This window comes from Mycolicibacterium sp. XJ1819, assembly GCF_053483675.1.
Genome location: NZ_JBEFST010000004.1, coordinates 86,541 through 108,901, shown reverse-complemented (window position 1 = coordinate 108,901; position 22,361 = coordinate 86,541). Strand labels below are relative to the sequence as shown.

21 protein-coding genes are annotated in these 22,361 nt (G+C 65.7%); 11 read left to right on the top strand and 10 right to left on the bottom strand.

From position 1 onward, the window contains the following. The first annotated feature begins 48 nt into the window (after positions 1–48). Positions 49–906, top strand: coding sequence for a PDDEXK-like endonuclease domain-containing protein (locus ABQE89_RS05740; protein WP_448415015.1), 858 nt, complete (start codon positions 49–51; stop codon positions 904–906). 41 nt (positions 907–947) lie between these two features. Here the strand turns inward: ABQE89_RS05740 and ABQE89_RS05735 are convergent, their stop codons facing one another. Further along, on the bottom strand, positions 948–1,601 hold the full coding sequence (locus tag ABQE89_RS05735; RefSeq protein WP_448415274.1) for an SDR family oxidoreductase: 654 nt from the start codon (positions 1,599–1,601) through the stop codon (positions 948–950). A gap of 68 nt (positions 1,602–1,669) precedes the next feature. Between ABQE89_RS05735 and ggh the strand changes: the two genes are divergently transcribed. Continuing rightward, positions 1,670–3,010 (top strand): glucosylglycerate hydrolase, encoded by a 1,341-nt coding sequence (ggh, locus tag ABQE89_RS05730; protein ID WP_448415013.1) that lies wholly within the window; start codon positions 1,670–1,672, stop codon positions 3,008–3,010. Between the two features lie 9 nt (positions 3,011–3,019). On the opposite strand, the gene ABQE89_RS05725 is transcribed toward ggh, so the two are convergent. The 8 genes from ABQE89_RS05725 to ABQE89_RS05690 form a co-directional block, all read right to left on the bottom strand. Continuing rightward, complete coding sequence (locus ABQE89_RS05725; RefSeq protein WP_448415011.1) at positions 3,020–3,466, bottom strand: MarR family winged helix-turn-helix transcriptional regulator; 447 nt, start codon at positions 3,464–3,466, stop codon at positions 3,020–3,022. Positions 3,467–3,524: 58 nt separating this feature from the next. Continuing rightward, entirely contained in the window at positions 3,525–4,274 is a 750-nt protein-coding gene (locus ABQE89_RS05720; protein ID WP_448415009.1) for an amino acid ABC transporter ATP-binding protein, read from the bottom strand. After that, complete coding sequence (locus ABQE89_RS05715; RefSeq protein ID WP_448415007.1) at positions 4,274–6,043, bottom strand: ABC transporter substrate-binding protein/permease; 1,770 nt, start codon at positions 6,041–6,043, stop codon at positions 4,274–4,276. The genes ABQE89_RS05720 and ABQE89_RS05715 overlap by 1 nt, the downstream gene beginning before the upstream one ends. A gap of 39 nt (positions 6,044–6,082) precedes the next feature. Beyond that, positions 6,083–6,760, bottom strand: coding sequence for a GntR family transcriptional regulator (locus ABQE89_RS05710; protein ID WP_448415005.1), 678 nt, complete (start codon positions 6,758–6,760; stop codon positions 6,083–6,085). A 109-nt stretch (positions 6,761–6,869) separates the two neighbouring features. After that, on the bottom strand, positions 6,870–7,769 hold the full coding sequence (locus tag ABQE89_RS05705) for an Rv0045c family esterase (protein WP_448415003.1): 900 nt from the start codon (positions 7,767–7,769) through the stop codon (positions 6,870–6,872). 99 nt (positions 7,770–7,868) lie between these two features. Then, complete coding sequence (locus ABQE89_RS05700; protein WP_448415001.1) at positions 7,869–8,975, bottom strand: inositol-3-phosphate synthase; 1,107 nt, start codon at positions 8,973–8,975, stop codon at positions 7,869–7,871. Between the two features lie 37 nt (positions 8,976–9,012). Further along, positions 9,013–9,558 (bottom strand): PadR family transcriptional regulator, encoded by a 546-nt coding sequence (locus ABQE89_RS05695; RefSeq protein ID WP_448414999.1) that lies wholly within the window; start codon positions 9,556–9,558, stop codon positions 9,013–9,015. 123 nt (positions 9,559–9,681) lie between these two features. Continuing rightward, entirely contained in the window at positions 9,682–10,563 is an 882-nt protein-coding gene (locus tag ABQE89_RS05690) for a DUF1707 SHOCT-like domain-containing protein (protein ID WP_448414997.1), read from the bottom strand. Positions 10,564–10,697: 134 nt separating this feature from the next. Here ABQE89_RS05690 and ABQE89_RS05685 point away from each other — a divergent pair, with 134 nt between their 5' ends. The 5 genes from ABQE89_RS05685 (at position 10,698) to ABQE89_RS05665 (ending at position 17,434) form a co-directional block, all read left to right on the top strand. Continuing rightward, complete coding sequence (locus ABQE89_RS05685; protein WP_448414995.1) at positions 10,698–11,132, top strand: DUF5318 domain-containing protein; 435 nt, start codon at positions 10,698–10,700, stop codon at positions 11,130–11,132. Between the two features lie 157 nt (positions 11,133–11,289). Continuing rightward, the gene (locus ABQE89_RS05680; protein WP_448414993.1) at positions 11,290–13,707 is read left to right on the top strand and encodes a transglycosylase domain-containing protein; all 2,418 of its coding nucleotides are present in this window, start codon (positions 11,290–11,292) and stop codon (positions 13,705–13,707) included. Beyond that, the gene (locus ABQE89_RS05675) at positions 13,704–15,326 is read left to right on the top strand and encodes a glycosyltransferase family 87 protein (protein ID WP_448414991.1); all 1,623 of its coding nucleotides are present in this window, start codon (positions 13,704–13,706) and stop codon (positions 15,324–15,326) included. Before ABQE89_RS05680 ends, ABQE89_RS05675 begins: the two co-directional genes overlap by 4 nt. Positions 15,327–15,616: 290 nt before the next feature. Then, positions 15,617–16,861 carry a styrene monooxygenase/indole monooxygenase family protein gene (locus tag ABQE89_RS05670; RefSeq protein ID WP_448414989.1) on the top strand — a complete coding sequence of 415 codons (1,245 nt, stop codon included), beginning with the start codon at positions 15,617–15,619 and terminating at the stop codon, positions 16,859–16,861. A 60-nt stretch (positions 16,862–16,921) separates the two neighbouring features. Then, positions 16,922–17,434 (top strand): flavin reductase family protein, encoded by a 513-nt coding sequence (locus tag ABQE89_RS05665; protein WP_448414987.1) that lies wholly within the window; start codon positions 16,922–16,924, stop codon positions 17,432–17,434. Positions 17,435–17,496: 62 nt separating this feature from the next. Here the strand turns inward: ABQE89_RS05665 and ABQE89_RS05660 are convergent, their stop codons facing one another. Next, positions 17,497–18,468, bottom strand: coding sequence for an AraC family transcriptional regulator (locus ABQE89_RS05660; RefSeq protein ID WP_448414985.1), 972 nt, complete (start codon positions 18,466–18,468; stop codon positions 17,497–17,499). Between the two features lie 490 nt (positions 18,469–18,958). Between ABQE89_RS05660 and ABQE89_RS05655 the strand changes: the two genes are divergently transcribed. The 4 genes from ABQE89_RS05655 to ABQE89_RS05640 all read left to right on the top strand — a co-directional run bounded on the left by ABQE89_RS05655 (position 18,959) and on the right by ABQE89_RS05640 (position 22,331). After that, positions 18,959–20,197 carry a dienelactone hydrolase family protein gene (locus ABQE89_RS05655; protein ID WP_448414983.1) on the top strand — a complete coding sequence of 413 codons (1,239 nt, stop codon included), beginning with the start codon at positions 18,959–18,961 and terminating at the stop codon, positions 20,195–20,197. A 76-nt stretch (positions 20,198–20,273) separates the two neighbouring features. Next, positions 20,274–21,530, top strand: a complete 1,257-nt coding sequence (locus ABQE89_RS05650; RefSeq protein WP_448414981.1) for a Rieske 2Fe-2S domain-containing protein — start codon at positions 20,274–20,276, stop codon at positions 21,528–21,530. A 1-nt stretch (position 21,531) separates the two neighbouring features. Next, entirely contained in the window at positions 21,532–22,005 is a 474-nt protein-coding gene (gene andAd / locus ABQE89_RS05645) for an anthranilate 1,2-dioxygenase small subunit AndAd (protein ID WP_448414979.1), read from the top strand. After that, positions 22,002–22,331 carry a non-heme iron oxygenase ferredoxin subunit gene (locus tag ABQE89_RS05640; protein WP_448414977.1) on the top strand — a complete coding sequence of 110 codons (330 nt, stop codon included), beginning with the start codon at positions 22,002–22,004 and terminating at the stop codon, positions 22,329–22,331. The genes andAd and ABQE89_RS05640 overlap by 4 nt, the downstream gene beginning before the upstream one ends. The last annotated feature ends 30 nt before the right edge of the window (positions 22,332–22,361 follow it).

The following is a 22,361-nucleotide window of genomic DNA, read 5'->3' as shown; positions in this document are numbered from 1 at the left end:
AACCCCACACTGGGGAACCGCGGAGAGCGGTGCCGCCGTCTCATCTACATGCTGGCCGATTATCTGTGCAGAAATGACGGCGTGCTCGCCCTCGAACAGGCACGCCTATGCGGCCTGAGCAAGCATGCCGTCAACCGACGGGTGAGCGCGGGCCATTGGCGGCGGTGCGCTCGTGGCGTCTATTTCGTCAACGACCGAATCTTTACCGACCGCGCCCGGGTCCGAGCGGCCGTCTGGGGCCATGGTGACCTTGCTGCGGGGAGTGGACTGGCGGCGGCCTGGTGGCAGGGGCTCACTCAGTTCGCGCCGAAGGTCGTGGAGGTCACCGTCCCGCGCAACAGCAATGGCCGAACCCATCCCGGCACCAGAGTGCGTCGGCGGGACCTGGCGGCGGAGGACATCGCGGTGTGCGAGGGGCTGCGAATGACCGCGCCTGCGCTGACGGTCATCGAAGCGGCTGTGCGGCGAGGGGGTGGCCCGAAGATCATGGACCGAGCGCTTCAGCGCGACGCCGAACTGCGCGAACTGTGGCGCGCGCACCTGCGTAACAAGGGGCGATACGGGTCGCCGGCCGCGCGAATGCACTTGCAGGCCGCCTCCGACGGCGCCCGCTCGGCCGCGGAACGGCTTCTCGTCAAGCTGTTGAGAGAAGCCGGCATCACCGGGTGGAAGACCAACTACCCGGTGGGCGGGTACAAGGTCGACGTCGGATTTCCCGGGCCCAAGGTCGCCGTCGAAACCGACGGGTGGGCGTTTCACAGCAGCCAGGAGGACTTTCAGGGCGATCGCAAGCGGCAGAACGAGATCGTTCTGCGCGGCTGGCAGGTGCTGCGGTTCACCTGGCTGGATCTCGTCGAGTACCCGCAGCGGGTGATCGCCGTTATCCGCCATGCGATTTCGGCGTGACGGGTTGCGCCTGGCGCGACTGTGCACGCCGAAATCACCACTTAGCGGGGGCGGACGATGACCTCGTGCACGTGGGCGTCGGGCGGGGCGTGGACGGCGTCGGCGATCACCTGCGCGACGGTCTGCGGGCTCAAGAACCGTGACGGGTCGTACTGGCCGCCCTCGTAGGCGACCAGGCCCTGCTGCATGGCGGTCGCGATCCGGCCGGGATGCACCGACGTCACCCGCAGCGACGGCTCGTCGTTGCGCAACGAGTCGGCGAACCCGCGCAGCGCGAACTTGCTGGCGGTGTAGGACGCCAACCCGGGCGAGGCGTTGATGCCCGAACCGGAGTTGACGAACACCACATGCCCTCGCGCGGCCCGCAACGCGGGCAGCAGCGCCAGCGTCAGCGCCGCCGCGCCGATGACGTTGACCTCCATGGTCTCGCGCCATTCGTCGACGGTCGACTCCGCGACCCGGCCCGGGTAGGCCACGCCCGCGTTGTGGATCAGCACGTCCAACTCGGCGATCGGCTCCACGACCGCCGGGATCGCCGCGGTGTCGGTCAGGTCGATCGGCCACGTGGTCGCCCCGAACGAGGAGGCCACGGCGTCGAGCCGCGACGACGGCCGACCGGCGAGAAACAGTGTGTGGGTGGGCGCCAGCGCAGCGGCGATGGCCGAACCCAGCCCGCCGGCCGCGCCGGTGATCATCGCGACTTCGGCCATTGGGCCACCTTAACGACCTGCGCGCAACGGCGACCCGGCGCATCATGGACGGGATGCCACCCGACCACAGCTTTGCTCCGACCCAGCTCGCGGCGCGCGCCGCCTACCTCCTGCGCGGCAATGACCTGGGGGTGATGACGACGGCGGCGCCGCTGCTGTACCCGCACATGTGGAGCTGGGACGCCGCATTCGTGGCGATCGGGCTGGCGCCGCTGAGCGTGGAGCGCGCGGTCGTCGAACTCGACACGCTGCTGTCGGCGCAGTGGACCAACGGGATGATCCCGCACATCGTGTTCGCCAACGGCGTGGACGGCTACTTCCCGGGCCCGGCGCGCTGGGCGACCTCGACGCTGGCGGCCAACGCGCCGCGGCTGCGGCTCACCTCGGGGATCACCCAGCCGCCGGTGCACGCGATCGCGGTCCAGCGCATCCTCGACCATGCCCGCACCCGCGGCCGGACCACCCGTGCGGTGGCCGAGGCGTTTTTGGACCGCCGTTGGGATGACCTGGTGCGCTGGCACCGCTGGCTGGCCGAGGCGCGCGATCAGCACGGCCGCGGCCGGGTCACGCTCTATCACGGCTGGGAGTCCGGGATGGACAACTCGCCGCGGTGGGACAGCGCCTACGCCAACGTGGTGCCCGGCAACGTGCCGGAGTACCGACGCGAGGACAACGTCATCATCACCGACTCCAGCCAGCGGCCCACCGACGGCGAGTACGACAGGTATCTGTGGCTGCTGGAGGAGATGAAGGCCGCCCGCTACGACGACGACCGCCTGCCCGAGGTGATGAGCTTCGCCGTCGAGGACGTGTTCGTCTCGGCGATCTTCTCGGTGGCCTGCCAGGTGCTCGCCGAGATCGGCGAGGATTACAAGCGGCCGAACGCCGACGTCAAGGACCTCTACATCTGGGCCGAGCGTTTCCGCGCCGGTGTCGTCGACACCGCTGACGAAAGGAGCGGCGCGGCAAGGGATTACGACGTGCGTGCGCAGCGGTGGGTGGCCACTGAGACCGCCGCCCAGTTTGCGCCGCTGCTGTGCGGGGGGCTGCCGCACGACCGGGAGCGGGCGCTGGTGAAGCTGTTGGAGGGTCCGCGGTTCTGCGGGCATCCTGACCTCAAGTACGGGCTGATCCCGTCGACGTCGCCGGTCTCGCGGGACTTCCGACCGCGGGAGTACTGGCGCGGCCCGGTGTGGCCGGTGTTGACGTGGCTGTTCTCCTGGTGTTTCGCGCGGCGCGGGTGGGCGGAGCGGGCGCGGCTCCTGCGCCAGGAGGGTCTGCGGCAGGCCAGCGACGGCACGTTTGCCGAGTACTACGAACCGTTCACCGGCGAACCGCTCGGCAGCATGCAGCAGTCGTGGACCGCCGCGGCGGTATTGGACTGGCTGGGATAGCTTCTCGGGCTATTCCGCGAGCCGCTCGAGCGGCCCCAGCGCCTTGGTCAGCATCTCGAGGTCCTGCGGACCGAGCTTGCTCAGCAGCGCCGCCAAATGTGCGCGGCGGGTGGCCAGCGCCTCCTGATGCTGGGAGAGGCCTTCCGGGGTGATCTCGACGAGCACCGCCCGCAGGTCCGACGGGTCGCGCGAGCGCTTGACCAGGCCGAGCTTCTCCAACCGGCGGATCGCCACGGTGGTGGTCGGGGTGCGCACCCGCTCGTGGGCCGCCAGTTCGGTCATCCGCATCGGGCCCTGCTCGAGCAGCGTCAGCAGGATCGACAGTTGGGCCAAAGTCAGGTCGCCGGCGGTGGACTCGCGCGGGATGTCGCTGCGGCGAAGCACCGAGAACAGCCGGGACAGCACCCGCTGCAGTTCGCCGGCCAGCTCTGTGACCTGCGGTTCGGCCTCGACCATAATTCAGCCAGTCTAACCTGTCGCCCTCTGCCACGTTGCCGTGACGGCGGCGTAAATCTCAAAGTACTTGCGAAAGGAAGCGCCGCAGGCGGTCGGTCTCGGCGCCTTCGAAGACCCGGTCGGGCGGGCCGGACTCGACCACCTGACCGTGGTCCATGAACACCACTGCGTCCGACGTCGACCGGGCGAACCCCATTTCGTGCGTCACCACCACCATCGTCATCCCGTCGTCGCCGAGTTCGGCGATCAACGCCAGGATGCCCTTCACCAGTTCGGGATCCAGCGCCGAGGTGGCCTCGTCGAAGAACATCACCTGCGGCGCCATCGCCAGCGCCCGCGCGATCGCCACCCGCTGCTGCTGGCCGCCGGACAGCGTCGCGGGCCGCGCATCGGCCTTGTGACGCAGGCCCACCCGCTCCAACTGCGCCAAACCGAGTTCGCGCGCCTCCTCGGCGCTGAGGCGCTTGAGCTTGCGCGGGGCCATCGTCACGTTGTCCAGCGCGGTGCGGTGCGGGAACAGGTTGAAGTGCTGGAAGACCATCCCGATGCGCTGACGCAACTGGTTGGGGTCATCGGCCAGCACCGAACGACCGTCGAGCAGAATGTCGCCGCGGTCGGGCTCGTAGAGCCGGTTCAACGTCCGCAGCAGCGTCGATTTTCCCGATCCCGACGGCCCGATCACTGCAGCGGTGGTGCCCGCGGGCACGTCGATGTGTACGCCGCGCAGCACCGGATTCGGTCCGAACGACAAGTGAATATCGTTGGCGGCCAACGACACCGGCTCGAAACCGGGACCCTGTGTGCCCATCAGATCATCTCCTGGGACAGCTCGAGCGGGTCCTCTTCGGCAGGCGGCCGGCCACGCCGCAACCGGTTGTCGATGTAGTTCACCAGATGGGTCAGCGGCACGGTCAACGCCAGATAGAACAACCCCGCGGCCACCAGCGGCGACAGGCTGCCGGTCTGCGCATTGAGGTCGCGGCCGACCTGGAACAACTCCCGCTGGTTGGCCACCAGCCCCAGGAAGTACACCAGCGACGACGCCTTGAGCAGCGAGATGAACTGATTCATCAACGCGGGCAACACCCGCCGGATGCCTTGGGGCACCACCACCAGCCGCATCGAGGTGGGGTACGAGAAGCCCAGCGCCCGTGATGCTTCCAGCTGCCCGGGGTCCACACTTTGAATACCGGACCGGAAGATCTCGCCGACGTAGGCCGCGGCCATCAGCCCCAGCGCGGCGATCCCGAGCGGAAACGGGTTGTTTCCGGTCAGTCCGCCCACCAGCGGTCCCAGACCCAGTCCGATGAGAAGGATGATCACCACTTCCGGCAAGCCCCGCAGGATGTCGGTGTAGACCCGTGCCGGCCAGCGCAACAGCCGGGACCGCGAGATCCCGGCGACCGCCAGCACCATGCCCAGCGCCAACCCGATGATCGCGGCGCACACGGTCAGGATCAACGTGTTGGGCAGACCGGTCTTGAACAGGTCGGGCACCGCCTGTCGGTACAAGTCCCAGTTCAGGAACGACTCCTTGAGCTGGCTCAGCGTCGACTTCTGCGCCACCACACCGGGTTCGCCCGCCTGCTCCTGGTTGGCCGCCGCGACCGCGTCGAAGTCGGGCAGCTCGGGCATCGGCGCGGACTTGGATCCGGGTTTCCAGCCGGGCGGCAACGCGCGCGGCACCCAGTCGGTGTACAGCCGCGACCAGGTGCCGTCGGCGATGATCGCGTCGAGCCCGGAGTTCAGCGCATCGATCAGCGGCTGGTTCTCCCTGGCGACCGCCCAGGCGACGAAATTGTCCAAGCTGAAGGTGTTTTCGATGATCTCGGCGGGATCGCCGGGCCGCACGGTGCCCTCGGCCTGCTGCGAGGGGGCCACCCATGCATCGATCTGCCTGGTCTTGAGGCTGGCGTAGACGGTGTTGTAGTCGGGATAGATGACGGGCTGCAGCCGCAGCGTGTCGACGACGTAGGCTTCCTGCACGGTGCCCTGCACGACGCCGATGCGCTGCCCCTGGCCGAGTTGGGCGAAGCCGCGGATCGGCGATCCGGACGGCACCACCAGCGAGAAGTAGCCGAAGTCGTAGCCGTTGGTGAAACCGACGGTGCGCCGCCGGGCCTCGGTGGTGGTGATCGACGACGAGCCGACGTCGAAGCGCCGCGAGGCCACCTGGGCCAGCAGGCCGGAGAACTCGGTGCCGACGAAGTTGATCTGCAGACCGAGGCGGTCGGCGATCGCGCGCAGCAGTTCGTTGTCGAAGCCGGTGAACTGACCCTCGGAGTTGATGCAGATGCTCGGCGGGGCGTCGGACAGCGTGCCGACGGTCAAGGTGCCGGGCACCCCCAGGCCCAGCGCGTCGACGTCGATGCTGTCCAGGGGTTTGACGGTCGCAGTGGTGTAGCGGTCCTCCTCGGGCCCCTTGGCGGCGGCGGCCAGGTTGGTGGGCAGCGCGCTGGCACCCTCGATGCCCGGCGGTGCGCACTGGTCGACGTTGGCGCGCGCCGGCGCGGCCAGGCCCAGACTGCAGCCCAGCATCGCGACCAGCCCGACGACGAGGGTCTTCACGGCGGTCATCTCTGCAAAGTAGCCGCCGCGAGGTCGACCGAATCGACTTCAGCGCACTTCGAACGCAACCGGCGACGGCTGGAACACCCCGCGCCGCACCAGTTCCGTCAGCATCACCCCGGCCATCACCTGCGACTGGGCCATGCACGCGGTGCGCGCGCCGTCGGGGTCTGCATGCCGGATCGCTTCGACCTCGGCTTCGTAGAGCGGCAGCAGTTCGTCGTGGTTGTCGAGATAGGACGCCCAGAACGAGCGGGGGATGAAGGTTTGCGAGGCCTGCAGCAGCGCCAGTAGCCGCGGCCCGGCGTACTGCTCGTTGACGGCACAGCGCAGGCGCCACGCCGCATCGTGGAAACCGCGCGATTCGCGATTGGTGCGCATCGAATCGATGTGCCCGTCGAGTTGGTGGAGGATCTTGGCGTCGGGATCGGCGGCCGCGCGCGCGGACGCGATACCGTTGAGCACACCGTAGATTTCGTGGTGCTCGCGCACGACGGACTCGTCGTAGCGTTCGACGTAGGCGCCGCGGTGGTACTGGGTGGACAGGAAGCCGTCGTGTTCGAGTTGCACCACGGCCTCTTGGATCGGCACCCGGCTGACCCCGAGTTGGTGCGCGATCTCGTTGCGGTCGATCCGATCACCGGAGCGCAGTTTGCCGGTCAACACCAAACTGACGACGTGGGACACCACGAGGTCTTTTTCCTTCACCCCATACTTTTTCGGCATGGCGGCGCCAGTGTCTCACGGCCGTCAATATTCGGCGGCCTGCGACCGCGAATGTACGGAAAAACCCGCCGATTTGCGTGCAAACGCGGTCGGTCGCGGGCAGGCGCAGCTACCCGAGCACGCCGCGCAGCAGCTTCACCAGTTCCAGCGGTTGATCGCTTTGCACCGAATGGCCGGCGTTCTCGACCATGTGCACCCGCTGGAAGCCGGGGGCGCGGCGGGCGAACTCGGCGGCGTCGTCGTCGTTGACGAAAAACGAGTTGGCGCCGCGGATCAGCGTCGTCGGCGTGGTCAGCTTGGGCACGTCGTCCCAGAGGTTGTCGAAGCCCTCACCCTTGCGCATCGTGTCGTAGCGCCACGTCCAGGTGCCGTCATCGAGCCGCTTGGCGTTGTGGAATACACCGCGCCGCAACGACTCCCGGTCGCGGTGGGGTGCGGCCGCGACGGTCACCTCGAGCATCGCCGAAAAGCTGGGGAAAATCCGGTCGCCCTGGACGAGGGCGACGGTGCCCTTCTGGTCGTCGGTCATCTCGGTGTGCCGTTCGGGGGCCGACGGGGTGACGTCGACCATCACCAGCCTGCGCACCAGATCGGGGGCGGCCACCGCAAGTCGCAGCGCCGTCAGCCCGCCCAGGGACATCCCGACGACCAGGTCGGCGTCGGGCGCCAGGGACCGCAGCACGGGTTCGACGAGGGAGGCGTTGAGCTTCGGCCCGTAGTCGCCGTCCTCGCGCCACGCCGACCGGCCGTGCCCCGGCAGGTCGACGGCCAGCGCCGGTTCGCCGAGGCCGAGCACGACGGTGTCCCAGGTGTGCGCGTTTTGTCCGCCCCCGTGGAGGAACACCACCCGCGGTGGGGCGTCGCCGAACCTCAGCGCGCTGATCGGTCCCGAGTCGATGCGTTCGACGGGCGGCAGCGCTCCGGTCACCCCGGCTTGTTTGGCGTTCTCCTTGAGGAACGTGAATTCGTCCAGTGCGGCCAGTTCGTCGTCGAGGGATATCTCGGTCACGAATTCATCTAACCGCGTCGCCGAATTCGACGTAATGGTGGTCCGCACTCGCACGAATCCGCCCAAACGTCCGTCTGGGCGGAAAACGGCGAAAGCGGGTCAGCCCTCGATGAAGCTTTCCAGTTGCGCGCGCGCGACGTCGTCGGGCAACTGCTTGGGCGGGCTCTTCATCAGATACGCCGACGCGGCCTCGACCGGCCCGCCGATACCGCGGTCCTTGGCGATCTTGGCCGCACGCACCGCGTCGATGATCACGCCCGCCGAGTTCGGCGAGTCCCACACCTCGAGCTTGTACTCCAGGTTCAGCGGCGCGTCGCCGAAGGCGCGGCCTTCCAGCCGCACGTAGGCCCACTTGCGGTCGTCGAGCCAGCCGACGTGGTCGGACGGGCCGATGTGCACATCCTTGGTGTTGAACTCGCGCTGCAGGTTGCTGGTGACGGCCTGGGTCTTGGAGATCTTCTTGGACTCCAGCCGCGAGCGCTCCAGCATGTTGAGGAAGTCCATGTTGCCGCCCACGTTGAGCTGCATGGTGCGGTCGAGCTGCACGCCGCGGTCCTCGAAGAGCTTGGCCATCACGCGGTGGGTGATCGTCGCACCGATCTGGCTCTTGATGTCGTCGCCGACGATCGGCACACCGGCGTCCTCGAACTTCTTGGCCCACACCGGGTCGCTGGCGATGAACACCGGCAGCGCGTTGACGAACGCCACGCCGGCGTCGATCGCGCACTGGGCGTAGAACTTGTCGGCCTCGTCGGAGCCGACCGGCAGGTAGGACACCAGCACGTCGACCTTGTTCTCGCGCAGTACCTTGACCACGTCGACCGCGTCGACGTCGGACACCTCGATGGTGTCGGCGTAGTACTTGCCGATGCCGTCCAGGGTCGGGCCGCGCTGCACCACCACGTCGGTCGGCGGCACGTCGGCGATCTTGATGGTGTTGTTCTCCGACGCGAAGATCGCCTCCGACAGGTCGAAGCCGACCTTCTTGGCGTCGACGTCGAACGCGGCGACGAACTTGACGTCGCGCACGTGGTACGGGCCGAGGCGCACATGCATCAGGCCGGGTACGGTCGCCCGCTCATCGGCGTCGCGGTAATACTGCACGCCCTGGACAAGCGAAGACGCGCAGTTGCCCACGCCGACGATCGCGACCCGCACCTCCGAGTTCGTTGTCGCCGGCGCGCCGGCTCCGATGTGCTCAGTCATGAGACGACTTCTTCCTCTCCCTGCTAATCAGTCAGATCTACTGCTGCTCGGCATGGCCCTGTGCCATGCGTTCTGCCGCAATCAACTCGTTGAGCCACTTGACCTCGCGCTCGCTGGACTCCAGCCCGAGTTGATGCAGCTGCCGGGTGTACCGGTCGATGGAGTTGCTCGCCCGCGCCACTGCTTCACGCAGGCCTTCGCGGCGTTCCTCTACTTGACGACGGCGCCCCTCCAAGATCCGCATCCGAGCCTCGGCCGGGGTGCGGTTGAAGAAGGCGAGATGAACTCCGAAGCCGTCGTCGGAGTAGTTCTGGGGGCCGGTATCGGCGACCAACTCGGTGAACCGGTGCTTACCGGCATCGGTGAGCCGGTACACGCGCCGCGCGCGACGCATCTTGGGGGTGCCGTCCGGGGCGGGGTCCTCGGCGATGAGCCCGTCTGCCTGCATCCGCCGCAGCGCGGGGTACAGCGAGCCGTACGAGAACGCCCGGAAGGCGCCCAGCAATCCGGTCAAGCGTTTGCGCAGTTCGTAGCCGTGCATCGGGGATTCATGCAGAAGTCCCAGGATGGCCAGTTCCAGCATCGTGGGCACCTCCTCCAAAATCCCTGTTCGTCGCTACGGCGATCCGACACCTCGCGCAATAGTATCGCGCCGATATATTCGCGGCCAACATCGGGTAACCATTCCAGGCCCTCCCGCGGTCGGTCAGCGGGTGTTCGCGTAGACCTCTTTGGGGGTGCCGTCCGGGGCCAGCACCAGGTAACCGCTGCCGAAATCGCTGCTCACGCGGATGGTGATGTTGACGGCGGACGGCGTCGCCGGATCTCCCGACGGGGTGATCTCCAGCCAGGTGTTCGTGACGTCCTCTCGGGGCACGTTCAGCGTCTCGGGGGCGCCGCGCAGCACGCCGATGACGGCGTCGAAATCGAATACCGCGAGGTCGAGGAGGCGGTCACCGGAACTCAGCGTGTCGGGCGAGGAGTCCGGATCGCCCCACCCGCCGCGGTAGTCGTATTCGATCTTGCGGCGGTTGTCGTGCGGATCGGCCCGGTACAGCGTGGCCCAGTCCTCGCGGATCTCCAGTTCGTAGCCGACGGTGTCGCCGAACTTCTTGCGCATCTGCTCGAAGAGCCCGTTGAAGCCGCCGAGGGACAGCAGCTGTTGGGGCGCGGTCAGCACCCGGGCCGGGATGCCGTCGGCCTTGGCCCCGGGATCCGTGGTGAAGTTCAGCGGCGAGGTCGTGTTGCCGTACAGTCCCCAGCCGATCGCGATGCCGAGCACCACCAGCACCGCCGCGGTCGCCAACTTCAGTCCCCAGCCGACGGGCACCGCGGGCAGCCTGCGTTTGCGGTCCTCTCGCAGATCGGGCAATTGCACCGGCGAATCGGCGGTCTGCAGGTCCGAGACCAGCGCCTGCAGATCACCCAGCGTCGCGGCGCGGGTGGCCGCGGCGACCCGCGTGCGGTGCTCCTCCATCGACAGCTGTCCGTCGGCCAGCGCACTGTCGAGGATCCGGCAGGTGTCGTCGCGATCGCTGTCCCGCGCCCGCGTCCCTGCTGACTGCCGCGCCGGTCGTGTCGCTGCCACGACGAAGATCGTAAAAGTTGGGCGGCCAGCCGCGCAGGTCAGCCGCCAGGTCAACCGTCAGGGCCGGACCCGCCGGGACGACGTGCGGTGCCGTCGCGCCTCGGCGGTCCCGCGGCCGACGTACTCTGGTCTTCGTGCGATTGCAGCGACAGGTGGTGGACTACGCGCTTCGGCGGCGGTCCCTGCTGGCAGAGGTCTATTCGGGGCGCACCGGCGTCTCGGAGGTCTGCGATGCCAACCCCTACCTGCTGCGCGCCGCCAAGTTCCACGGGAAGCCCAGCTCGGTGATGTGCCCGATATGCCGCAAGGAACAGCTCACCTTGGTTTCGTGGGTATTCGGTGACCACTTGGGCGCCGTATCCGGATCGGCGCGCTCTGCCGAGGAGTTGGTGATGCTGGCGTCCCGATACGACGAGTTCTCCGTTCACGTGGTGGAGGTATGCCGCACCTGCAGCTGGAATCACCTGGTCAAGTCATACGTGCTAGGAGCCGTTCCGCCGCCCAAGGGAGGCCGCGGACCCAGACGCACCCAGACGACGCGCGGCCGTGCGCGCACGGCCAGTGAATAGCGAAGGGCGCCAAGAACCGTCAGCCAAAGACGTCCGTTCCGGACAAGGGGCTGATGGCGCGGGCACGCCCCGACCCAGGCAGACCGGCGCCGCCGGAGCGGACCGGACCGGGGGCCGGCCGTCCCCACCGTCGGGCCCGCCCCGGCACGCAAACCCGGTGCCGCCTGACGATCGGCACACCTCGGTGCTGCCGCCGGTGCGCGACAACCGACCGCCGCACCTGCGCGACCCCATCGACGTCGTCAAGGCCGCGCTGGACGGTGCACCGGCCTCCAAACCTCCGCCGCCTCCCCCGCCGCCGCGGCGACCACCCGGCGGCGGACCGCCATCGGGACCGCCGTCCGGCCCCCGGTCCGGTCCACAGTCAGGTCCTGCCGGGCCGCGGCCCAGCCTGCACAAGAACATCAACTGGAAGTGGGTGCGTCGCGGGTTGTTGGCGGCGGTCGCGGTGATGATCGTGCTGCCGGTCGTCACCTTCGCGATGGCCTACCTGATCGTCGAGGTGCCCAAGCCGGGTGACATCCGCACCAACCAGGTGTCGACGATCCTGGCCAGCGACGGCAGCGAACTGGCAAGAATCGTTCCGCCCGAAGGCAATCGCGTCGACGTGAACATCGACCAGATTCCGGTGCGTGTCCGCGACGCGGTGATGGCCGCCGAGGACCGCGACTTCTACTCCAACCCGGGGTTCTCGTTGACCGGGTTCGCGCGCGCGATCAAGAACAACCTGTCCGGGGAGAACCTGCAGGGCGGTTCGACGATCACCCAGCAGTACGTGAAGAACGCGTTGGTCGGCTCGGAGCGGATGGGCATCGGCGGGCTGGTCCGCAAGGCCAAGGAGCTCGTCATCTCGACGAAGATGTCCGGCGAATGGTCCAAAGACCAGGTACTGCAGTCGTATCTGAACATCATCTACTTCGGCCGCGGCTCCTACGGTGTGGCCGCCGCGGCGCGCGCCTACTTCGACAAGCCCGTCGAACAACTCACCGTCTCCGAGGGTGCGCTGCTGGCCGCGCTCATCCAGCGGCCCTCGTCGCTGGACCCCGCCGTCGACCCGCAGGGCGCCGCGGCGCGGTGGAACTGGGTGCTCGACGGCATGGTCGAGATCGGTGCGCTTACGCCGGCCGAACGCGCCGAGCAGGTCTTCCCGGCCACGGTGCCGCCGGAGTTGGCGCGCTCGCAGAACCAGACCACCGGACCCAACGGGCTCATCGAACGCCAGGTGCAAAAGGAACTGCTCGACCTGTTCGACATCAACGAGCAGACGTTGAACACCGAGGGCCTGCAGATCACCACGACCATCGACCCGAAGGCTCAGCAAGCCGCCGAGGAGGCCGCCGAGGACTACCTCGACGGACAGGACCCGGACATGCGCACCGCGATCGTGTCGATCGATCCGCGCAACGGCGGCGTGAAGGCCTATTACGGCGGCACCGACGCCGCCGGATTCGACTTCGCCCAGGCCGGGCTGCCGACGGGGTCGGCGTTCAAGGTGTTCGCGTTGGTGGCCGCGCTGGAGCAGGGCATGGGGCTGGGCTATCAGATCGACAGTTCGCCGCTGACGGTGAACGGCATCGAGATCAGCAACGTCGAGGGCGGCAGCTGCGGCACCTGCAACATCGCCGAGGCGCTCAAGCGATCGTTGAACACCAGCTACTACCGGTTGATGCTCAAGCTGAAGAACGGACCGCAGGACGTCGCCGACGCCGCCCACCGCGCGGGCATCGCCGAGAGCTTCCCCGGCGTCGAGCACACCCTGTCCGAGGACGGCGAGGGCGGACCGCCCAACAACGGAGTCGTGTTGGGCCAGTACCAAACCCGGGTGATCGACATGGCCTCCGCCTACGCCACGCTGGCCGCGTCGGGGGTGTACCACAAACCGCACTTCGTGCAGAAGGTGGTCAACGCCGAGGGCGATGTGCTCTTCGACGCCTCGCAGCAGGACTCCGAGGGCGAGCAGCGCATCGACAAGAAGGTGGCCGACAACGTCATCTCCGCGATGCAGCCGATCGCCGCGTACTCCAACGGCCACGCGCTGGCGGGCGGCCGGCCGTCGGCGGCCAAGACCGGCACCAACCAACTCGGCGACACCGGCGACAACCGGGACGCATGGATGGTCGGCGTGACGCCGTCGTTGTCGACGGCGGTCTGGGTGGGCACCACCGAAGGCACCAAACCGCTTGAGAACAAGTGGGGTTCGCCGGTGTACGGATCGGGCCTGCCCTCCGACATCTGGAAAGCCACGATGGACGGGGCGTTGGAAGGCACCGACAAGGAGTCGTTCCCCAAGCCGGAGTCGATCGGTGGTTACGCGGGCGTGCCGCAGGCGCCACCGCCGCCGTCGACCCCGCCCTCGGATGCGCCGACGACGATCGCACCGCCGTCGGAGACCGTGATCCAGCCGACTCTGGAAGTGGCGCCGGGCATCACGATTCCGTGGGGACCGCCGACCACGGTGCCCGTCGCCCCGCCGCCGCCGGGGCCGCCCGCGCCCGTCGACCAACCCGCGCCCGTCGGACCCGGCCCGCCGCCCGTCGCGCCGGGTGTTCCGCCGGGGCCGCTTCCGCCTCCGTGAGCCAGGGCCAAGAAGAAGTCGAATCGCCGGCCCCTCTCGTAGAAGACCTGCGAAGCCTCGACGACCGCGACTGTCCCAGCCGCACGGACACCATCGGGGCGGCCCTGTCGGAGGTGGTCGGCGGCCCGGTCGGTAGGCACGCGCTGATCGGACGGCAACGGTTCCTCACGCCGCTGCGGGTGATGCTGATCATCGCGCTGGTGTTTTTGGCGCTGGGTTATTCGACGAAGGCCGCGTGCCTGCAGACCACCGGCACCGGCCCGGCCGACCAGCGGGTGGGGAACTGGGAGAACCAGCGCGCCTACTACCAGTTGTGCTACTCCGACACGGTTCCGCTCTACACCGCAGAACTGCTCAACCTCGGCAAGTTCCCGTACAAGTCCAGTTGGCTCGAGACCGACTCCTCCGGCGCGGCGCGCATCCAGTACGACGGCAACATCGCGGTGCGCTACATGGAATATCCGGTGTTGACCGGGATCTACCAGTACGTGTCGATGGCGTTGGCCAAGACCTACACCGCACTGACCAAACTGGTGTCGATGCCGATCATCGCCGAGGTGGTGATGTTCTTCAACATCGCGGCATTCGGCCTGGCGCTGGCGTGGCTGGCCACGGTGTGGGCCACCTCCCGACTGGCCGGGCCGCGACGCGTCTGGGATGCCGCGCTGGTGGCGGCCTCGCCGATCGTGATCTTCCAGATCTTCACCAACTTCGACGCGCTGGCAACGGCTTTCGCGGCCGGCGCGATGCTGGCGTGGGCGCGGCGACGGCCGGTACTGGCCGGCGCACTGATCGGCATCGGAGTTGCGGCCAAGCTGTATCCGCTGCTGCTGCTGGGCCCACTGGCGGTGCTGGCGCTGCGCACCGGCAAGCTTCGCGAGGTCACCAAGACCGCGGTGGCCGCGGTGGCGGCCTGGCTGGTGGTCAACCTGCCGATCATGGTGCTGTTTCCGCGGGGCTGGTCGGAGTTCTTCCGGCTCAACACCCGCCGCGGTGACGATATGGATTCGCTGTACAACGTGGTGAAGTCGTTCACCGGCTGGCAGGGATTCGACACCGATCTGGGGTTCTGGCAACCGCCGACGGTGCTCAACACGGTGACCGCGATGTTGTTACTATCGTGTTGTATCGCAATCGCTTACATCGCCTTGACGGCCAAGCAGCGACCGCGGGTGGCACAGCTGGTGTTCCTTGTGGTGGCGGCGTTTTTGTTGACGAACAAGGTGTGGAGCCCGCAATTCTCGCTGTGGCTGGTGCCGCTGGCGGTGCTGGCGCTGCCGCACCGGCGGATCCTGCTGGCCTGGATGACCATCGATGCCCTGGTGTGGATTCCGCGGATGCTCTACCTCTACGGAGAGCAGAACCGCGGGCTGCCCGAGCAGCCGTTCACGGCGATGGTGCTGCTGCGCGACATCGCGGTGATCGGGTTGTGTGCACTGGTGATCCGTCAGATCTATCGGCCCGAACAGGACATCGTGCGCTCCCGCGGCGAGGTCGACGACCCGGCCGGCGGGGTGTTCGACCGCGCGCCCGACGATCCGCCGCGGTGGCTGCCGGACTGGCTGCGGCCGGACCGCGAGCGGTTGAAGGTGAGTGTCGCTCAAGACGGCGGTCGCTGACACCGAAGCGGTTCGGAAGCCGACAGATGCCGTAGTTCTCGGCTTCGTTGGCAGCTGAATCCGTAGTGTCGCAATCGGAACGGCGGTCGCTACCCGGCCTTCGCGCATCACATCGGTGTGGATACCCATTGTGGATGCCCATTGTGGCGAGCCACCGAACTCGCGGGTCGTAGACGGATAGCGGCGACGTTGAACGGATAGTAGCGATTGCTCATGCGCGCTTAGCATCACCCTCGTCATCCACAAACGGGCCTATTTGACGCACTTGCGATTATCACGACGGAGGGAACATGGCGAACAGGAGCATCACGATCGTCGGTGCCGGCCAGTCAGGGCTGCAGTTGGCCATCGGCTTGCTGGCACACGGCTATCAGGTCCGCATCGTCAGTGACCGAACACCGGAGGATATCGCCGGTGGCAGAGTTGCGTCGAGTCAAGCGATGGGTGCCCCCGCGTTGAATCTGGAGAGAGGGCTGGGACTGAACCTTTGGGACGCTGAGGTCCCGCCTATCGAGGGTGTCTCGATGACAATTGCCGGCCCTCCGGGCAGTCCCGACGGATCGGCTGTTCGGTGGTCCTCCCGCCTTCACGCCGTCGGTCAATCAGTCGATCAGCGTGTCAAGATGCCGCGCTTGATCGCAGAATTCATTCGACGAGGTGGCGAGTTCGTCGTCCGTGAGGCGGGCATCGATGACCTCGAGAATTACACGAGAGATTCAGAATTGGTGATTGTGGCGGCCGGAAAAGGCGACATCGCCAGGCTGTTCGAGCGTGACGATGTGCGGTCAACATATAGAGAACCGCAGCGCGCCCTTGCTCTTACGTATGTGGACGGCATGGTGCCGCGGCCGGAATATTCCGCGATCTGCTACAGCGTTGTCCCCGGGATAGGCGAGTTCTTCTGCTTCCCTGCGCTGACGTTGAGTGGACCGTGCGAGATCATGGTTTTCGAGGGGATCATCGGCGGCCCGATGGACCGCTGGTGCGAGGCGAGCACGCCTGAACAGCACCTGGAGATATCGAAAAGTATCCTCAAGGAGTTCTTCCCCTGGGAGGCCGAGCGGTGTGATGACATCAGCCTCACCGACGAGCTGGGAATCCTGTCGGGACGCTTCCCACCGACAGTCCGACACCCCGTAGCTGTCTTGCCTTCGGGGGCAGAAGTACTCGGTATGGGGGATGTCGTTGTGCTGAACGACCCGCTGACCGGGCAGGGCTCCAACAACGCGAGCAGGTGCGCCGGTGTCTATCTGGATGCCATCTGTGCGCATGAAGGGCTGCCGTTCGACCGAGAGTTCAAGCAGCGTACGTTCGAGCGCTACTGGGACTTCGCGAAGTACTCGACGCGATGGACCAACACAATGCTCGAACCGCCTGCCCCACACGCCATTCAGTTACACGTCGCCGCCATGGAGCATCCCGAAATCGGACGGCGCTTCGCCAATGCCATTGTCGATCCGGAAGATTTCTTCTCCTGGTACATGGATCCCTCACAGGCCGACGCGTACATGGCAAGCCTCACGCGATCATCCTGATGATCAGTACACAGGGCATATCAGCGCCGTATCCTCCGCCGACTGAAGGAAGCGCCTACCGTGCATGCAAGTGAATCAGTGCGTGAATGTGAGCTCGACTTGCGTGATCTTCGACGAGCACTGGGCCAGTTCGCCACGGGCGTCAACGTCGTGACTGCCCGCAGTGGAGACGGCCGCCCCGTCGGCATGACAGTGAACTCATTTTCCGCGGTCTCGCTAGAGCCTCCGCTGGTGTCGTGGTGCGTCCGACGCGAGGCGCCAAGCGCGCCGGCGTTTACCGCAGCATCCCATTTCGCTGTGCATGTTCTGGATGCCGCGCACGCGCACATTGCACGTCAGTTCTCCACTCCTTCACCGGACAAGTTCGCCGAAGTCGATTTCAACGATGGCATCGCAGATCTTCCGGTACTTGCCGGTGTGATCGCCCACTTCGAGTGTCGAAACATGCGCACGGTCGATGTTGGCGATCACATCATGTTGATCGGTCAGATCGAGCGATACGCAGCGCGCGGCGGCGAACCACTAATTTTCCACTCGGGCGGATTCCGGAGCCTCAGCGACATAGTGACGTGAACCGCGATCGCGCCGACAACTGGTGAGGCCCAGCTTGTTTCGAAGCCCATTCCTACGCCTATTCAACGGCGAAGCGTCTCGGACGGCGACTCCCCGAACCGGCGTCGATACTCAACCGAGAATCGTCCCAGGTGCATGAATCCACATTCCAGCGCGACTTCCGTTACAGTAACCTCCGCCGACGCGTCGGCTTCGCTCAGAAGATCTCTCGCTCTCTTGAGACGAACATCGCGCAGGTAATCCATGGGTGAGCAACCGACGTGCTCCTGGAAACCCCGTTGCAGCGCACGTGCGCTGATTCCCACATGTGCCGCAAGACGCGCCGTCGTGATCGCACGATCGGACTCGGCTTCGATGTAGTCCAACGCTCGCCTGATCGCCCGCGGCGGCGCCGGACCGGTGTCCAGGAGAAGCGCCGCGGTGTAGTTGTGCGGTTGCGCGGTCAGGAGACCAGTAAGGATGAGCGACTCCAGCTGCGACGAGACCAGCGGGAACTTCAGCAGACCGCCGTCGCGACCAAGCTCGGTGATCAACATGTCGATGGCTGCGCGCCAACTGCTTCCGGGGCCAGAGTCGAGCGGCATTCCCAGAGAAAAGTGAAGGGGCGCCTTCACCGGGTGTCCCAGCAGCGACTCGAGGTGTTGGTGCAGCACGTCATCATCGATACGGAGGATGACTTCGGAGCAATGGGCCTCCCATCGCATGGTGCAGGGCAGTCGCGGATCCGGCACGGAGGCGAGAGCCGAATCCGACACGACTTCCTCGTCACCGGAGGTGACCGACAGATACCCTTGCAGTGGAATCTGCACCAAATGGAATGGCTCGGGCGGTGGTGGGACATCAATCCGGACGGGTGCGCCATAGTTCACCCAGACGAGCTTTATGCTCCCGACCGCCTGAGCGCGAACTGACGCATCGAGCCCAGACCCTTTGCGGACATCGAGGCCGTGCGGACAAAAAATGTCAGCGACTGCGGCCCGGATCTGATCGCGGTCGCGGACCCGGCCCAATTCGAGCAGTGGGCCATCCTTCATTGCCGTGAACCTCCATAGAGCGCGGCGATGAGCATTTGTTGATGGTTACCTAATCAACCGCCTGCGGTGTGGAGCGAAGTATAGGGCTCCGTCGGTTCGATGTAAATCGAATGTAATTGTGCGGACGCTGCGCTCGAACGCGGCAATCGGCAACGCATGCGCTGGTCAGAGCGATCTTCGGACTATCCGCGGCATTCGGCATGACCCGCCCGGCGCTCAATGGACAACGGTGGCGTCGATTGGATAGTCGTAGGCGGCCGACACGCTGACATCGTTCGATCGATGCCTGCGCTACCGGCCGCCGAGCCGACAGCTGACGCTGCCCGGATAACCGCGCCGCCGGCCGGATAGCAACGTCAGCGAGGAACGCGTTGACTCTTCAGCACAGCCGTTCGCAGCCCATGAGAACCCGCGCTCGAGCACGAACGCCACGGTCACGCGCACGCCGCTTCGGACACCGTGATCACCAGCGAACCAGAAGGAGTGATCCATGGCCAAATACATTGTTGTTAAGACCAAGTCGGGCGACACCTTCGATGCGTACCTAGCCGAACCCGAACAAGGATCCGGACCCGGCCTGGTGCTCCTGCAGGAGATTTTCGGGGTCAACGACTACATGCGCGACATGGCTGATCGCTTCGCCCAGGAAGGCTATGTCGTCATCGTGCCGGACCTGTTCTGGCGTTCCGAGCGCCGCGTCGAGCTGGGATACGACGAGGCGGGGGTGGCCAGGGGGTTGCAGCTGGCCGGTGAGCTGGACTTCGCCCATGCGGTCGAAGATATCGGCGACGCCGTATCGACGTTGCGCGCCTCACCCAATCACGCGGGGGGCGTGGGTGTCCTCGGCTACTGCATGGGGGGGCTGCTGGCCTACCTTTCGGCGCTGCAGCTGAAAATCGATTGTGCGGTCAGCTATTACGGGGTCGGTGTTCACGAGTATCTCGATCGAGCCGCGACGTTGCAGGTACCGATGGTGTTTCATCTCGCCGAACTGGACGCGTTCTGCCCAGAGCCGGCACGCCGGGCCATTCGCAACGCTTTCATCGGAGATGACCGGGTTCGGGTCTTCGAGTATCCGGAAGTCGACCACGCGTTCGCCACTCATGGCCGTGACAGCTTCGATCCGGTGAGCACCGCAATGGCGTATTCACGCAGCCTCGAGTTGCTACGGCAATCGATCGGGCCCCGCCACGATTTGTCTGCGCTTTGGGATCAGCACATCTATCACGAGTTCGTGACACGTGATGTTCCGGCCACTATGGCGACGATGGTCCAGGAACCCTACGTCAACCACGTTCCGACGCTTACCGGCGGTGTGGGGAGGAAAAACCTCTCGAGGTTCTACGCAAATCATTTCGTGCACGCCAACCCGTCGGACATGCGGGCCATCCCCATCTCTCGGACGGTCGGTGCCGATCGCATAGTCGAGGAGCAGGTGCTCTGCTTCACCCACGACCGCGAGATCGATTGGATGCTGCCCGGTGTCGCCCCCACCGGTCGATACGTCGAGATTCCGATGGTGGCCGTAGTGACGTTCCGCGGCGACAAGCTTTACAACGAGCATATCTACTGGGATCAGGCCAGCGTCCTCGCTCAAATCGGACTGCTCGACCCATCCGGTTTGCCCGTTGCCGGGATCGAGCAGAGTCGGAAGCTACTCGATAAGACGTTGCCGTCCAACGAGTTCATCTCGAACTGGGCGACCATGGCGCCCGCCCCGACTGCCTGAACCAGCTAACCGATGGAGATCGTGTTGCTCGCCGCAATAAGATTGCTTGCACCGCTTTGTAACTCAGGAGATCGCCATGACTGAAACAACCGAAACGGTCGATGCCGCGTCTGAAATGCCGGTATTCCCAGCTTCTGACGGTTCCCGAATTCCGTACGAGATCTACACATCTCAGGCGGTCTATGACCGCGAGCAGGAGCGCCTGTTTCGCGGGCCGATCTGGAACTACCTTGCCTTGGAAGCTGAGCTTCCCAACCCGTTCGACTTCAAGAGCACCTTCGTAGGCGATACGCCGGTGGTGGTAACCCGTGACGGTGAGGGCCGGCTGGCGGCTTGGGTCAATCGGTGCGCCCATCGCGGCGCAATCGTGTGCCGTGAGCAGAGCGGCAACACGCGCAGTCACGCGTGCGTCTATCACCAGTGGAGCTACAACGCGGCTGGCGACCTGGAAGGAGTGCCGTTTCGCCGCGGCGCAAACGGGACAGGGATGCCGAAGTCGTTTGATCCCAAGCAGAACGGCCTGCAGAAGCTGAGGGTTGAAAGCTACCGCGGCCTTGTCTTCGGGACATTCGATGAAGCAACCCCAGAGTTACTCGAATATCTCGGCAACCAGACGCCGGGGCTGGACCGGATATTCCATAAGCCGATCGAGTATCTCGGGTGTACGCGCCAGCGCATACGTGGGAATTGGAAGCTCTATCTGGAGAACGTCCGCGACGGCTATCACGCGTCACTGCTGCATGCCTTTCACAGCACCTTCAACCTGGTGCGCAGCGGGCAACGGGTCAAGATTGTGGTGGGCGACACGTATGAGGTCCACAACTGCGGCGATCTCTTCTACACCGACGATCCGACCAAAGGCGCGGCCTACGCGAACGTGGCCTCGTTCAAGGAGGGTCTGCGGCTGGAGAACCCCGACGTGGTGGAGAACTGGCAGGAATTCGACGAGATCATCACCAACCACCTGCAGTGCGTCTTCCCGCAGCTCGTAGTGATGCAGATCCAAAACGTGCTCGCCGTACGGAATGTGCTGCCCAAAGGGGTCGACGAGTTCGAGCTGATCTTCAACTTCTTCGGCTACGCCGACGACACCCCCGATATGCGACAACACCGCATCGCGCAGTTCAACCTAGTTGGACCCGCGGGCCTGATCTCAATGGAGGACGGCGAGGCGATCGAACTCGTTCAGCGCGCCACTACCGTCGGTCCGACCGGCGAAGCGATAGCCCTGATGGCGCTGGAGGCTGACGAGGAACACCGGAACCAACATCCGATATCGGAGGACGCAATTCGCCGATTCTGGGTCGGCTACCAGAAACTGATGGGGCTTTGAGATGGACGACATCACCCTTCGTTACGAACTGCAGGATCTCGAGAATCGTTATATCCGCGCCATCGACGAAGACCGGCTTGAAGCCTGGCCAGATTTCTTCACCGACGACGCCACCTACGAGATACTGCCACGAGAGAACGTACGCGCCGGCAGACCTGCCGGGGTCATGCATTGCTTCGGCAAGGCGATGATGCGTGACCGCATCGTTTCACTGCGGAAGGCCAACATTTTCGAGGCCCAGACATATCGGCACTTCGTGTCCGGCTTCGAAATCATGTCGCGCTCGGCCGAACGCGTTTCAACGCGGTCGAACTACTTGGTCATCCGCACCTTGTCGGCCCTGGACGCTGAGGTATTTCAAGTGGGCTCATACGAGGACGAGGTCGTGCGTACCTCCGAAGGTTGGCGCTACGCGACCAAGCGCGCGATCTTCGAGAACGCTCGCGTCAAGACGCTGCTGGTCATCCCGGTATGAGCACCGAGCCCACTGACACCCTGCGCTGGGTTCGTGCAGCATGTCTAGACGACGTCGCCGGTGATGAACCGATCGGCATCGTGGTTGAGGGTATCGAGATCGCGCTATTCAACGATGACGGCCGCATCTTCGCGCTAGCTGACAGATGTACGCACGGCAACGCCAAGCTCTCTGACGGCTTCATCGAAGACGGATGCATTGAATGCCCACTCCACCAGGCGCTCTTCGACCTCGCCACTGGTGAGGTACGGAGAGGACCGGCAGACGAGCCGGTGCGGTCCTTCAATATTCGCGTCGATGGCGACGACATCATCGTCGGCCTCTGAGAGCCGTCGGCGACGCATTCGGTCAACCTG